This window comes from Denitratisoma sp., from assembly GCA_032027165.1.
Taxonomy (GTDB): domain Bacteria; phylum Pseudomonadota; class Gammaproteobacteria; order Burkholderiales; family Rhodocyclaceae; genus Desulfobacillus.
In genome coordinates, this window is the sequence record JAVSMO010000001.1 from 3,272,926 (window position 1) to 3,285,347 (window position 12,422).

14 protein-coding genes are annotated in these 12,422 nt (G+C 67.4%); 12 read left to right on the top strand and 2 right to left on the bottom strand.

The annotated features are described in order from the left end of the window. Nucleotide 1 precedes the first annotated feature (1 nt). Both ROZ00_16020 and lnt read left to right on the top strand, forming a co-directional pair. Nucleotides 2–832 (top strand): transporter associated domain-containing protein, encoded by an 831-nt coding sequence (locus tag ROZ00_16020; GenBank protein ID MDT3737736.1) that lies wholly within the window; start codon nt 2–4, stop codon nt 830–832. Next, nucleotides 829–2,367 (top strand): apolipoprotein N-acyltransferase, encoded by a 1,539-nt coding sequence (lnt, locus tag ROZ00_16025; GenBank protein MDT3737737.1) that lies wholly within the window; start codon nt 829–831, stop codon nt 2,365–2,367. The genes ROZ00_16020 and lnt overlap by 4 nt, the downstream gene beginning before the upstream one ends. Nucleotides 2,368–2,481: 114 nt before the next feature. Here lnt and ROZ00_16030 read toward each other — a convergent pair whose 3' ends face one another. Beyond that, on the bottom strand, nt 2,482–2,802 hold the full coding sequence (locus ROZ00_16030) for a hypothetical protein (GenBank protein MDT3737738.1): 321 nt from the start codon (nt 2,800–2,802) through the stop codon (nt 2,482–2,484). Between the two features lie 130 nt (nt 2,803–2,932). On the opposite strand from ROZ00_16030, the gene ROZ00_16035 reads away from it, so the two are divergent. The 10 genes from ROZ00_16035 to gloA all read left to right on the top strand — a co-directional run bounded on the left by ROZ00_16035 (nt 2,933) and on the right by gloA (nt 12,059). Beyond that, complete coding sequence (locus ROZ00_16035) at nt 2,933–4,090, top strand: ABC transporter permease (GenBank protein ID MDT3737739.1); 1,158 nt, start codon at nt 2,933–2,935, stop codon at nt 4,088–4,090. Continuing rightward, nucleotides 4,090–4,839 (top strand): ATP-binding cassette domain-containing protein, encoded by a 750-nt coding sequence (locus tag ROZ00_16040; protein ID MDT3737740.1) that lies wholly within the window; start codon nt 4,090–4,092, stop codon nt 4,837–4,839. The genes ROZ00_16035 and ROZ00_16040 overlap by 1 nt, the downstream gene beginning before the upstream one ends. Beyond that, a complete protein-coding gene (locus ROZ00_16045; protein MDT3737741.1) occupies nt 4,836–5,852 on the top strand; it encodes an MlaD family protein in 1,017 nt (338 codons plus the stop codon). Before ROZ00_16040 ends, ROZ00_16045 begins: the two co-directional genes overlap by 4 nt. Before the next feature lie 67 nt (nt 5,853–5,919). Continuing rightward, nucleotides 5,920–6,837, top strand: a complete 918-nt coding sequence (gene glyQ, locus ROZ00_16050; protein MDT3737742.1) for a glycine--tRNA ligase subunit alpha — start codon at nt 5,920–5,922, stop codon at nt 6,835–6,837. Nucleotides 6,838–6,839: 2 nt separating this feature from the next. Further along, the gene (gene glyS, locus ROZ00_16055) at nt 6,840–8,930 is read left to right on the top strand and encodes a glycine--tRNA ligase subunit beta (protein ID MDT3737743.1); all 2,091 of its coding nucleotides are present in this window, start codon (nt 6,840–6,842) and stop codon (nt 8,928–8,930) included. Then, the gene (gene gmhB, locus ROZ00_16060) at nt 8,927–9,460 is read left to right on the top strand and encodes a D-glycero-beta-D-manno-heptose 1,7-bisphosphate 7-phosphatase (protein ID MDT3737744.1); all 534 of its coding nucleotides are present in this window, start codon (nt 8,927–8,929) and stop codon (nt 9,458–9,460) included. The genes glyS and gmhB overlap by 4 nt, the downstream gene beginning before the upstream one ends. Beyond that, the gene (locus ROZ00_16065; GenBank protein MDT3737745.1) at nt 9,457–10,233 is read left to right on the top strand and encodes a lysophospholipid acyltransferase family protein; all 777 of its coding nucleotides are present in this window, start codon (nt 9,457–9,459) and stop codon (nt 10,231–10,233) included. The genes gmhB and ROZ00_16065 overlap by 4 nt, the downstream gene beginning before the upstream one ends. Beyond that, a complete protein-coding gene (locus ROZ00_16070) occupies nt 10,208–10,924 on the top strand; it encodes a DUF45 domain-containing protein (GenBank protein ID MDT3737746.1) in 717 nt (238 codons plus the stop codon). Before ROZ00_16065 ends, ROZ00_16070 begins: the two co-directional genes overlap by 26 nt. Next, nucleotides 10,902–11,654 carry a SprT family zinc-dependent metalloprotease gene (locus ROZ00_16075; GenBank protein ID MDT3737747.1) on the top strand — a complete coding sequence of 251 codons (753 nt, stop codon included), beginning with the start codon at nt 10,902–10,904 and terminating at the stop codon, nt 11,652–11,654. The genes ROZ00_16070 and ROZ00_16075 overlap by 23 nt, the downstream gene beginning before the upstream one ends. Nucleotides 11,655–11,669: 15 nt before the next feature. Next, nucleotides 11,670–12,059, top strand: a complete 390-nt coding sequence (gene gloA, locus ROZ00_16080) for a lactoylglutathione lyase (protein ID MDT3737748.1) — start codon at nt 11,670–11,672, stop codon at nt 12,057–12,059. On the opposite strand, the gene ROZ00_16085 is transcribed toward gloA, so the two are convergent. Continuing rightward, nucleotides 12,056–12,412, bottom strand: coding sequence for a CZB domain-containing protein (locus ROZ00_16085; GenBank protein MDT3737749.1), 357 nt, complete (start codon nt 12,410–12,412; stop codon nt 12,056–12,058). The two genes, gloA and ROZ00_16085, sit on opposite strands and share 4 nt — an antisense overlap. Nucleotides 12,413–12,422 lie beyond the last annotated feature (10 nt).

The following is a 12,422-nucleotide window of genomic DNA, read 5'->3' on the forward strand; positions in this document are numbered from 1 at the left end:
TATGGAACCTTCCCCGAGCCGACCGTCGCTGCTTGAACGCCTCTCCGCGCTGCTGATGCGCGAACCGGAGGACCGCGAACAGCTCATCACGCTGCTGCATTCGGCCTTCGAGCGCAACCTGCTCGATGCCGACGCCCTGTCCATCATCGAGGGGGCGCTTGCCGTTTCCGACATGCAGGTGCGCGACATCATGGTTCCGCGTGCGCAGATGGAAGTGATTTCCATCGCCGATTCCGCGGCGGCCATGACGGCGAAGGCGGTCGAGACGGCGCATTCGCGCTTTCCGGTCACCGGCGAAAATCGCGATGATGTCATCGGCATCCTGCTCGCCAAGGACCTGCTGCGCCTGCATGCCGGCGAGAACATCGCCGTGCGCGACATGCTGCGACCGGCGATCTTCATCCCGGACTCGAAGCGGCTCAACGTGCTGCTGCGCGAGTTCCGCGCCTCGCGCAACCACATGGCCATCGTGGTGGACGAGTACGGCGGCGTGGCCGGGCTGGTGACCATCGAGGACGTGCTCGAGCAGATCGTCGGCGACATCGAGGACGAATACGACTTCGACGAAGCCGCCGACAACATCCTGCTCGACCAGGCCGGCCATTACCGCGTCAAGGCCACCACCGAGGTCGCCGATTTCAACGCCGCCTTCGGCACGCATTTCAGCGACGAGGAATTCGATACCGTCGGCGGCATGGTGATCCACAACCTGGGCCGACTGCCCAAGCGCGGCGAGGTCGTGCAGGTCGACGGCCTGCGCATCCAGGTGCTGCGCGCCGACAGCCGGCGGGTGCACACGTTGCTGGTGGACCGGTCGCCGGCCGCTTCATGAGCCGCGAGACGCTGCACTGCGGCGCGGCGTTCCTGCTCGGCGCGGCATCGGTTCTCGGCTTCGCGCCGTTCCTGCTGTTCCCGATCCCGATCATCGCCCTGGCATTGCTTGCCCGTCTCTGGCAGGGCGCGACGCCCCGCATGGCGGCCCTGCAGGGTTACGCGTTCGGTACCGGTCTGTTCCTCGCTGGCGTCTCCTGGGTGTATGTCAGCATGCATGTGTTCGGCGGCATGCCGCTGCTGCTGGCGGGCCTGGCGGCGGTTCTGTTCTGCTGCGTGCTGGCGCTGTTCCCGGCGCTGGCGGGCTATGTTTTCGCCCGGCTGCGCCGCAACCGCGCGTGGACCGACGCGCTGCTCGCCGCCGCCGCCTGGACGCTGGCGGAATGGCTCCGAGGCTGGGTGCTGACGGGATTTCCCTGGCTGGCCTTCGGCTACGCCCAGACGCCGCCCAGCCCGCTCGCCGGCTATGCGCCACTGCTCGGCGTTTATGGCGTCGGATTCATCGCAGCGTTGATCGCCGCCCTGGCGGGACTGACTTTTAGTTCCGGCATAACGCCCGCTTCGCGGGCATTAGCCTCCTCTGAAACGCCAGGGCGTTTTCATCGGCGCGGCCGCTGGCTGCCGTCGGGCGCTGCGATTGCGGTCCTGCTGGCGGTCGGCACCGGATTGTTGTCGATCGAATGGACGCAGCCGTCCGGCAAGCCGGTGACCGTGAGCCTGCTGCAGGGAAACATCGAGCAGAGCCTGAAGTGGAAGCCGGAGCGGCTGCAGCTCTCGCTTGAGACCTACCTGCGCCTGGCGCGCGCCCATCCGGCGCAGCTGGTCGTGCTGCCCGAGACGGCGATTCCGCTGATGCTCGACCAGTTGCCGCGCGATTACGTGGCCGAGCTGCGCCGCGCCACGCCTGGCGGCAAGGGCGACGTGCTGCTCGGCGTTGCCGCCCAGGATGCGCAGGGGCGCTACTACAACAGCGCCGTCGGTTTTGCCCCGGAGGGCACCCAGGCCTACCGGAAAAGCCACCTGGTGCCGTTCGGCGAGTTCACGCCGCCGGCCTTCGCCTGGACGCTGGCGCTGCTGAAGATCCCGATGTCGAATTTTTCGCCCGGCGCCGCCGTCCAGCCGCCGCTGGCGCTGGCCGGCGAGAAGGTGGCGGTGAACATCTGCTACGAGGACGTCTTCGGCGAGGAGATCATCCGCGCCCTGCCCGAGGCGACGCTGTTGGTGAATCTCTCCAACACGGCCTGGTTCGGCGACTCGCTGGCCCAGCCGCAGCACCTGCAGATCGCCCAGATGCGCGCCCTGGAGACCGGCCGCTTCATGCTGCGTGCCACCAACACCGGCATGACGGCCATCGTCAATCCGCGCGGCCGGGTCGAGCGTGTGCTGGCGCCCTTCGGGGAGGGTGCGCTGGTCGGCGAGGTGAGCGGCTACACCGGTGCGACGCCTTATGTGCGGTGGGGCAACGCCGCAGCGCTGCTGATGGTCGCCATCGGCCTGTTTGCGCCACTGGCCGGTTTACGCCGCGGTGCACATTGACCTGGCCGGCCGATAGTCGGAGAATCCGCACCATTCAAAGGCAAGGCAGGCGATTGCAGCCTGCCGTGGGAGGAGGAGGGGAACGGGGGCTTCGGCCCCCGTTCTTTTTTCGGGCTAGTAGCCGAGGGAGTGGCTTCCGAGATCGATGGTGAGCACGGCGCGGCCGATGGCGGCGGCGGCGGCACGCACGAAGCTGTTCACCCAGGGCGTCGGCTCGGCGTAGGCCGAATCCCTCTGTGTCTTGGCCAGGCAGAGGATCTTGTCCGCCAGCAGCAGCTTGCCGACGGGGTTGGTCGGCACGCAGCCGGCCGCCTCGAATTCCTGTCCCAGCCATTCCTGCGCCTTGCGCGCATCCAGGCCGGCCAGGTCGGCGTCGTGCAGCTCGAACTCATGCCGCTCGCCCTTGCCGGTGACGATCGTGACGTGACAGCCCATCGCTAGCTCCGCTTGAGTTGGAACGGGCGAATGTTACCCCATCCATCCCGCTTGCACAGTCGCAGGACCGACAATTTTGCCGCTTGACCCGGGCTTGTGACGGCGTCCCGTGCCGATTAGGATGCGTCCTATGACAATAACAGCAGGGTCATCCGCCACCGGGGAGGCGGAGCAGAAGCTCGAAACACGCCGGATCGGGGAAGACTGCCTGATGCTCATCCTGTCCGGGCGCTGGTGCCTCGACCAGGCGCTGCCCTCGCACGAAGTCGTCGAGCGCGAGCTGGCGGGGGGCGTGCGCTGCCTGACGTTCGACGCAACCGGACTGGGCGCCTGGGATTCCGGCCTGCTCACGTTCCTGGCTGGCGTGATCAAGGCCTGCAATCGTTGCAGCATCGACGTCGACCAGGACGGCCTGCCCGAAGGCATCCGGCGCCTGCTCGCCATGGCCTTTGCGGTGCCCGAGCAGAAGGTGGCCGGCCGCGGCAGAGAGAACGGGAACCTGTTCGTGCGCGTGGGAAAGGCCGCCCAGGATTTCATCCGCAGCGCGCCGGCGATGCTGCGCTTCCTCGGCGAGATCACCCTCTCCTTCCTGCGCCTCGCCACCGGCCGCGCCCGTTTCCGCCCGAGCGACATGTGGCTGGAAATCGAGCAGGTCGGCCCGCGCGCCCTGCCCATCGTCTCGGTGATCAGCTTTCTCGTCGGACTGATCCTGGCCTACCTCGGCGCCGACCAGCTGAAACTGGTCGGCGCGCAGATATTCATCGCCGACTTGGTGGCGATCGGCATGGTGCGCGAGGTGGGCGCGCTGATGACCGGCATCATCATCGCCGGCCGTACCGGCGCCGCCTTCGCCGCCCAGCTCGGCACCATGCAGGTGAACGAGGAGATCGACGCCTTCCGCACGCTGGGCATCTCGCCGGTGGACTTCCTCGTGCTGCCGCGCATCCTGGCGCTGATGCTGATGGTGCCGCTGCTCACGCTGTATTCCGGCTTCGTCGGCATGTTCGCCGGGCTGGTCGTATCGGTCACCATCTTCGACATCAGCCTGTTCGAGTACTACAACGAAACCTTGCGCGCGCTCGAACTGAAGCATTTCTGGGTCGGCCTGTCGAAGGGCTCGGTGTACGGCGCCATGGTCGCCTTCGCCGGCTGCCTGCGCGGCATGCAGTGCGGCCGCAGCGCCGAGGCGGTCGGCGAGGCGGCCACTTCGGCGGTAGTGACCGGCATCCTGCTCATCACCATCGCCGCCTCGGTGATGACGATCGTCTATTATCAGCTGGACATCTGATGGACCGGGCACCGCACATCGAAGTCCGCGATCTCTCCATGGCCTACGGCGAGTTCGTCGTACAGCGCGACCTCAGCTTCACCGTGAGCAAGGGAGACGTCTTCGTCATCATGGGCGGCAACGGCTGCGGCAAGACGACGTTGATGCGCGCCCTCGTCGGACTGCAGCGCCCGGCTGCCGGCACGGTGCGCTACGATGGGGAGGATTTCTGGGGCGTCGCACAGGGGGACCAGGAGCGGATGAAACGCCGCCTCGGCATCATGTTCCAGGGCGGCGCGCTGTGGAGCTCGCTCACCCTGGCGGAGAACGTCGCCCTCCCGCTGGCCGAGTATACGGACCTGCCGCCCAAGCACATCGCCGAGATCGTTTCCTTCAAGCTGGCGCTGGTGGGGCTGGCCGGCTTCGAGGAGTTCTATCCCTCCGAACTGTCCGGCGGCATGAAGAAGCGGGCCGGCCTGGCACGGGCGATGGCGCTCGATCCGGATATTCTGATCATCGACGAACCGTCCTCCGGCCTCGACCCGCTGACGGCGCGGCGGCTGGATGACCTGATCCTCGAACTGCGCGACAGTCTCGGTGCGACCGTCGTCGTCATCAGCCACGACCTGGCCAGCATCCTCACCATTGGCAGCGACTCGATCTACCTTGACGCAGACACGCACACCATGATCCCGACAGGCAATCCGCGCGAGGCCCTGGCTTCGGGCGATCCCAAAGTGCGTCATTTCTTGACCAGAGGAACAGCATGAGCAGAAAAGCCGACCCCGCCCTGATCGGCGCCTTCGTCCTTGGCGCGATCGCGCTGGCCGTCATCACCATCCTGCTGGTCGCCGGTGACGACTGGTTCAGCAAGCGCAGCCAGCACATGCTCTATTTCGAAGGGGCGGCGCAGGGGCTGCAGGTGGGGGCGCCGGCAGTCTTTCTAGGCGTCAAGGTCGGCACCGTCAAGGACATCCGGCTCGGCCTCGACGAGTCCGGCGACAAGTTCGTCGTGCCGGTCACCATCGAGATCGAGCCGCACATCGTCCGCACGAAGGGCGGCGAGCAGATCGATTTGCGCGACCGGGATACGCTGCACCGCCTGGTGGAGCGGGGCTTGCGCGGAAGACTGCGCCTGCAAAGCATCCTCACCGGCCAGTTGTATGTTGATCTCGATTTCCATCCGGACAAGCCGGCCCGCTACGTCGGCGCCGATCAGGACGCCAGCGAGATCCCCACCATCCGCACGGCGGTGCAGGAACTGACCGCCAGGCTGGACAACTTCCCGATGGAGCGATTTTTGGCCGACGTCGCGGCCATCAGCGAGTCGTTGCGGGGGACGCTGACCTCGGAGGAGATGCGCAACCTGCCGCGCCGGATGGACGCCACGCTGAAGCATCTGGAGTCGATGGCGGCCCGGCTGGATGCGAACAGCGGCCCGATCCTGAAGGAGGCACGTGCCGACCTGGTCGAGATGCGCAAGGCGCTGAAGGCGGCTCAGGCGGCCATGGGCCGTTTGGAAACCGCCGCGGATCGGGTCGGCGCCCTGGCAGGTTCCGACTCCGAACTCGTACGAAACCTGACGCGCGCCGGCGAGGAACTGGCCGGGGCCGCCCACGCCGTGCGCACCCTGGCCGAGGCGGAGTCGCCGACGCAGCAGAACGTCAACCTGGCGTTGAAGGAGATCGCCCGCGCCGCCGAAGCCTTGCGCAAACTGGCGGAATTGCTCGAGCAGCAGCCCGACGCCATCCTGCGCGGCAAGCGCAAGACCGAAAATCCCTGAGCCGGAGCGAGCCTTGTCCGGGTAAAAGCCTGTAAAATCGCGCTTTTGCGATTCTGCACGTCGTTTCATGCCCACATTCCAAGAAGTCATCCTGCGTCTCCAGGAATTCTGGGACAAGCGGGGCTGCGCCCTGCTGCAACCTTATGACATGGAAGTCGGCGCCGGCACCAGCCACACCGCCACCTTCCTGCGCGCCCTCGGCCCGGAACCCTGGAAGGCCGCCTACGTGCAGCCCTCGCGCCGGCCCAAGGACGGCCGCTACGGCGAGAATCCGAACCGCATGCAGCACTACTACCAGTACCAGGTGGTGCTGAAGCCCGCGCCGAAGAACATCCTCGAGCTCTATCTCGGCTCCTTGGAGGCGCTCGGCTTCGACCTGAAACGGAACGACGTGCGCTTCGTCGAGGACGACTGGGAGAACCCGACGCTCGGCGCCTGGGGCCTCGGCTGGGAAGTCTGGCTGAACGGCATGGAGGTGACGCAGTTCACCTACTTCCAGCAGGTCGGCGGCATCGACTGCAAGCCGATCACCGGCGAAATCACCTACGGCCTGGAGCGCCTGGCGATGTACCTGCAGGGCGTGGAGAACGTCTTCGATCTCGTCTATGCGCCGGGCCTCAAATACGGCGACGTCTTCCACCAGAACGAGGTCGAGCAGAGCGCCTACAATTTCGAGCACAGCAACGTCGACTTCCTGCTGCATGCCTTCGGCGCGCACGAGGGCAATGCCCGCCACCTGATGGAACAGCAGCTCGCGTTGCCGGCTTACGAGCAGGTCCTCAAGGCCGCACACACCTTCAACCTGCTCGACGCGCGCGGCGCGATTTCCGTCACCGAGCGCGCCGCCTACATCGGCCGCATCCGCAACCTGGCGCGCAGCGTCGCGCAGAGCTACGTCGACAGCCGCGCCCGCCGCGGCTTTCCAATGGCGAAACGGGAGCATGCCGACGAAGCGCTGGCGCAACTGGCGAAGAAGGTGGCGTGAGCATGGGCGCGAAGAACCTGCTGGTCGAACTGTTCGTCGAGGAACTGCCGCCGAAGGCGCTGAAGAAACTCGGCGAGAGTTTCGCCGCCGCGCTGGCGGCAAGCCTCGGGTCGCAGGGCCTGCTCGATGCGGGCTCGGTGGCGACGCCCTATGCCTCGCCGCGCCGCCTGGCCGTCCATGTGACGGCAGTTGCCGCCAAGGCGGCCGACAAGGCCGTGCAGCAAAAGCTGATGCCGGTCTCAGTGGCGCTCGATGCCGCCGGCAACGCCACGCCGGCGTTGCTGAAGAAGCTCGCCGCCTTGGGCGCGGATGCTGCCGTCGTGCCAAAGTTGAAGCGCCAGATGGACGGCAAGGCCGAAGCGCTGTTCCTCGACAGTATTGTGCCTGGCGCGACGCTGGCCGTGGGCCTGCAGGCAGCCATCGAGGCCGCCCTTGCCGCGCTGCCGATCCCGAAGGTGATGAGCTACCAGCTCGCCGACGGCTGGAACAGCGTGAACTTCGTGCGGCCGGCGCACCGGCTGGTGGCGCTGCACGGCACCGACGTCGTGCCGGTTTCCGTCCTCGGCCTGCAGGCCGGGCGCGAGACGCAGGGCCACCGCTTCGAGGCGGCGCATCCGGTCGTGTCGATCAAGGATGCCGACAGCTACGCGCAGCAGATGGAAAGCGAAGGCGCGGTGATCCCGGGTTTCGCTGCGCGCCGCGCCGAAATCGAGAAACAGCTCAAGGCGGCCGCGGCCAAGGAGGGGCTGAAGCCCATCGACGACGAGGCGCTGCTCGACGAGGTGACGGCGCTGGTCGAGCGTCCCAACGTGCTTACATGTAAATTCGAGCAGGAATTCCTCGACGTGCCGCAGGAATGCCTGATCCTCACCATGAAGGCCAACCAGAAGTACTTCCCGCTGCTGGATGCCGCCGGCAGGCTCACCAACAAGTTCCTCGTCGTCAGCAACATCCGGCCGGCCGATCCGAGCGCGGTGATCGGCGGCAACGAGCGCGTCGTGCGCCCGCGCCTGGCCGACGCCAAGTTCTTCTTCGACCAGGATCGCAGGAAGTCCCTGATGGATCGCATTCCCGGCCTGGCCAAGGTTGTCTACCACAACAAGCTCGGCACCCAGGGCGAGCGCGTCGAGCGTGTCGCCGCGCTGGCCCGTGCCATCGCCGGCAAGCTCGGCGACGAGACGCTCGCCAACCAGGCCGACCGCGCCGCGGTGCTGTCGAAGGCGGATCTGCTCACCGACATGGTCGGCGAGTTTCCCGAGCTGCAGGGCATCATGGGTCGCTACTACGCGCTGCACGACGGCGAGCCGGCCGAGATCGCCGATGCCATCGAGGACCATTACAAGCCGCGCTTCGCCGGCGACGAGCTGCCGCGCGGGCAGGTCGGACTGTGCGTTGCGCTCGCCGACAAGCTGCAGACGCTGGCCGACATGTTCGGCATCGGCCAGTTGCCGACCGGCGACAAGGATCCCTTCGCCCTGCGCCGCCACGCACTGGGCGTCATCCGCATGCTCATCGAGCGCGACCTGCCGCTCGACTTGGCGTGGCTGTTCCAGGCGGCGAGGATTGCCGACGGCAAGGTGGTCGGTCAGCTCACGGATTTCATCCATGAGCGCCTGGCCGGCAGCCTGCGCGAACAGGGCTATTCGGCGCTCGAGGTGGACGCCGTCCTCGGCCTGGCGCCGCAGCGGCTCGGCGACGTCCCGAAGCGGCTCGCGGCCGTGCGCGCATTTGCGCAACTTCCCGAGGCGGCCAGCCTTGCCGCCGCCAACAAGCGCGTCGGCAACATCCTGAAGAAAGTCAGTCCCGGCGATACGGCGAAGGTGGATGCCTCGCTGCTCAAGGAGCCGGCGGAAGTGGCCTTGAACGCTGCGCTGGCCAGCATCAAGCCGCAGGCCGATGCCGCTTTCGAGCACGGCGACTACGCCGCCTCGCTGCAAGCGCTGGCGGCATTGAAGGGCCCGGTCGACGCCTTCTTCGACCGCGTCATGGTGAACGTCGACGATGCCGCGCTGCGCGCCAACCGCCTCGGCCTGCTCGCCAGCCTCCATGCCGCCATGAACCGCGTCGCCGACCTGTCCAGGCTTTCCGCATGAAGCTGGTCATCCTCGACCGCGACGGCGTCATCAACCACGACAGCGACCAGTTCATCAAGTCGCCGGACGAGTGGCGGCCGCTGCCCGGCAGCCTGGAGGCGATCGCCCGCCTGACCCAGTGGGGCTACCGCGTGGTGGTGGCGACCAACCAGTCCGGCGTCGGGCGCGGCCTGTTCGACATGGATACCCTCAATGCCATCCACGACAAGATGATCAAGGCTGTCGCGCTGGCCGGCGGCCGCATCGACGCGATCTTCTTCTGCCCGCATGCGGCGGACGCGACTTGCGAATGCCGCAAGCCGAAGCCCGGCATGCTGCGCGAGATCGCCCAGCGCTATACCACCGACCTCAAGGGCGTGCCGGCCATCGGCGACAGCCTGCGCGACCTGCAGGCCGCCGTCGCCATGGGCGCCCAGCCCTTCCTTGTGCTGACCGGCAAGGGCGCGAAGACCCACGATCATCCCGACCTGCCGCGCGAGACGTTGGTGTTTCCCGACCTGGCCGCGGCGGCGGCGCACATCGCGGCATGACCCGCAAGGCGCCCAGGCCGACCCTGCCGATCGTCCTGCGTTCGGCCCTCTTCATGGGGGTGCTGGTGGTATTCACGGTGCCCTACGCCCTCGGCGTCATGCTCTGCTTCCCGCTGCCCCACCGCTGGCGACGGCAGTCGGTGGTGCCGTGGGTGCATGTCGCCTCCTGGCTGATCGAGCATGTCCTCGGCATCGACTACCGCGTCGTCGGCCGCGAGAACATCCCGGACCGTCCCTCGGTGATCCTCTCCAAGCACCAGTCGGCCTGGGAAACCATCGTCCTGCAGCTGATCTTCCCGTGGACGCTGTTCGTCTGGAAGAAGGAACTGAAGATGCTGCCCTTCTTCGGCTGGGCGCTGGCCGCCACGCCGATGATCTCGGTGGACCGCGGCGCCGGCAAGGCGGCGCTGCAACAACTGGTCGACCAGGGGCGGCTGCGCCTCGGCCAGGGATACTGGGTGATCATCTTTCCGGAGGGCACGCGCACGCCGGTCGGCACCCATCGCCGCTACAAGGTCGGCGGCGCCCACCTGGCGGTGGAAACCGGCGCGCCGGTGGTGCCGGTGGCGCTCAACGCCGGCGAATTCTGGAGCCGGCGCGCCTTCATCAAGTATCCCGGCACGGTGACGGTCAGCATCGGCCCGGCCATTGACCCGGCCGGCCTCTCGGCGGAAGATGTCAGCGCGCGCGCGGAAGCCTGGATGGAGGCCGAGATGCGCCGCATCAGCCCACATTGCTACGAGCACCATGAATCAGGCGGAACTGCAGCTTGACCTGCCCTTGGGCGGCACGGCGCCGGACACGGCCGGCGGCCAGTTTTCCCTCGAGTTCGACGACCAGCCCCTGCCTTTCCGCTTGCGCCGCTCGCAGCGCGCCAAGGTCAGCCTGCGCGTGGACGAACAGGGCTTGGAGGTGAATGCCCCGCGCGGCATGACCCTGCCGCAGATCGAGCAGGCCATCCGCGAGGGCAGCCGCGCCATCGTCGGCAAGCTGGCCGGCAAGGCCGCCGGCGCCGGCAAGCTGCCGTTGCCGACGCGCTGGCAGGACGGCGTGCGCTTCCCCTTCCTGGGCCGCGAAGTCGTTCTGTGCCTGGACGGCGGGCGCGACGGCATTGCGCTGTGCGGCGACGCACTGCACCTGCCCCTGCCGCCGGAGGCCGGGGAGAAGCAGATCAAGGACAGCGTGCAAGGCTGGCTGCAGGCGCAGGCCCGTCTGGCCATCGAGGCGCAACTGGAGGCCGGCTGCCGGCGCCTGGGCGTGGCGGTGCCGCCGTGGCGGCTTTCCTTCGCGGCCGGCGCCTGGGGCGGCGTCGACCCGGATGGGCGTTTGCGCCTGTCCTGGCGCCTGGTGCACATCTCGCCGGAGGAAGTCGGCAGCGTGGTGTGCCGGTACCTGTCGCAACTCGCGGCCGTCCGCCCGGCGCCGGAGTTGTGGGAAGACGATGCTGCGACTCTTCCAGCTTGAACTGCCGCTGTTCCGGCGCGCCGCGCCGCCGGCCGAACAGACCCGCCACATCCAGCTCGGCACGCGCATCGTCGATTACCGCCTGATCCGTTCCAGCCGGCGCACCCTCGGCATGACCATCGACCAGCGCGGCCTGCGCGTCGGCGCCAGCCCACGCACTTCCCTGGCCGACATCGAGCGCTTCCTGCGCCACAACGCCGCCTGGGTGCTGAAGAAGCTCGACGAATGGCACGGCCACGGCCAGGCGCGCCACCTGGCGATCTGCGACGGTGCATCGATTCCGGTGCTCGGCGAGGAATGCGTGGTGCGCATCGAGCCGGGCGCCAATCGCGTGCGCTGGGTTGGCCACACATTGATCCTGCAGGCTCGCCCCGACGCCGACTTGCGGCAGCTGGCGCGCCGCGCCTTGCGCGAGCGCGCGCTCGAGGTGTTCAGGGAGCGGGCGGTGCATCACGCCGCTCAGTTGAACCGGCCGCTGCCGCGCCTGGCGCTGTCCAACGCGCAGACGCGTTGGGGCAGCTGCAGCGAGAAGACCGGCATCCGCCTGTCGTGGCGGCTGATCCATGCGCCGCCCCGGCTGCTCGACTACGTCGTGGCGCACGAGATGGCGCATCTCGTCGAGATGAACCATTCGCCGCGCTTCTGGAAGGTCGTCGAACGGCTCTGCCCGGACTATCGTTCTGCACGCGACGAACTAAGGCGGCTGGCCGCGACCTGTCCGCAGATTTAGGAGAAAGGAAAAGACATGCGCATCCTGCATACCATGCTGCGCGTCGGCGACCTCGACCGCTCGCTCGGGTTCTACACCGAGGTGCTGGGCATGAAGTTGCTGCGGCGCGCCGACTACCCGGACGGCAAGTTCACCCTGGCCTTCGTCGGCTACCAGGAGGAGCGCGACGGCGCCGTGCTGGAACTGACTTTCAACTGGGGCGTGGACAAGTATGACATCGGCACCGGTTACGGCCACGTTGCGCTGGAAGTCGATGACGCCTACGCCGCCTGTGCGGAGATCAAGCGGCGCGGCGGTACGGTGACGCGCGAAGCGGGGCCGATGAAGCACGGCAGCACGGTGATCGCCTTCGTGCAGGACCCGGACGGCTACAAGATCGAGCTGATCCAGAAAAGAGCGGCCTAAAGCGTACTCTTGATGGCCAGCAGTCTGGTGGCCAGTGCATTGCTGGCCTGCTCCAGCTTGCCGCCCGGCGCGATCAAGGCGTGGGCTTCGGCATAATCGCGAGCCTTGAGCCTGGCGGCCACTTCCGCCGCAGTCCTGTGGAAGTCCGTATGCAAGGCGTCGATTTCCTCGTACTGCTCCTTCTTCAGGTGTTTCGCCCCGTAGTTGTCGAGCCAGTTGCCGAAGGCACAATGGTCTGTCGTGCCCAGCACGGTGACGTCCACGCCGGAGCGGCCGACGAGGAAATCGTGGAAACGGGCCTTCCAGGCGGCATGGGCAGCCAGGACGGCGTCGATTTCTTCACGTGTAATCATCTGGGAAATG

Bases quoted from the DNA above. Each gene is read 5' to 3' on its own strand.
- ROZ00_16075 (MDT3737747.1), top strand. From the start codon at position 10,902: ATGCTGCGACTCTTCCAGCTTGAACTGCCGCTGTTCCGGCGCGCCGCG.
- ROZ00_16065 (MDT3737745.1), top strand. From the start codon at position 9,457: ATGACCCGCAAGGCGCCCAGGCCGACCCTGCCGATCGTCCTGCGTTCG.
- glyS (MDT3737743.1), top strand. From the start codon at position 6,840: ATGGGCGCGAAGAACCTGCTGGTCGAACTGTTCGTCGAGGAACTGCCG.
- gloA (MDT3737748.1), top strand. From the start codon at position 11,670: ATGCGCATCCTGCATACCATGCTGCGCGTCGGCGACCTCGACCGCTCG.
- lnt (MDT3737737.1), top strand. From the start codon at position 829: ATGAGCCGCGAGACGCTGCACTGCGGCGCGGCGTTCCTGCTCGGCGCG.
- glyQ (MDT3737742.1), top strand. From the start codon at position 5,920: ATGCCCACATTCCAAGAAGTCATCCTGCGTCTCCAGGAATTCTGGGAC.
- ROZ00_16030 (MDT3737738.1), bottom strand. From the start codon at position 2,802: ATGGGCTGTCACGTCACGATCGTCACCGGCAAGGGCGAGCGGCATGAG.
- ROZ00_16020 (MDT3737736.1), top strand. From the start codon at position 2: ATGGAACCTTCCCCGAGCCGACCGTCGCTGCTTGAACGCCTCTCCGCG.
- gmhB (MDT3737744.1), top strand. From the start codon at position 8,927: ATGAAGCTGGTCATCCTCGACCGCGACGGCGTCATCAACCACGACAGC.
- ROZ00_16035 (MDT3737739.1), top strand. From the start codon at position 2,933: ATGACAATAACAGCAGGGTCATCCGCCACCGGGGAGGCGGAGCAGAAG.
- ROZ00_16045 (MDT3737741.1), top strand. From the start codon at position 4,836: ATGAGCAGAAAAGCCGACCCCGCCCTGATCGGCGCCTTCGTCCTTGGC.
- ROZ00_16040 (MDT3737740.1), top strand. From the start codon at position 4,090: ATGGACCGGGCACCGCACATCGAAGTCCGCGATCTCTCCATGGCCTAC.
- ROZ00_16085 (MDT3737749.1), bottom strand. From the start codon at position 12,412: ATGATTACACGTGAAGAAATCGACGCCGTCCTGGCTGCCCATGCCGCC.
- ROZ00_16070 (MDT3737746.1), top strand. From the start codon at position 10,208: ATGAATCAGGCGGAACTGCAGCTTGACCTGCCCTTGGGCGGCACGGCG.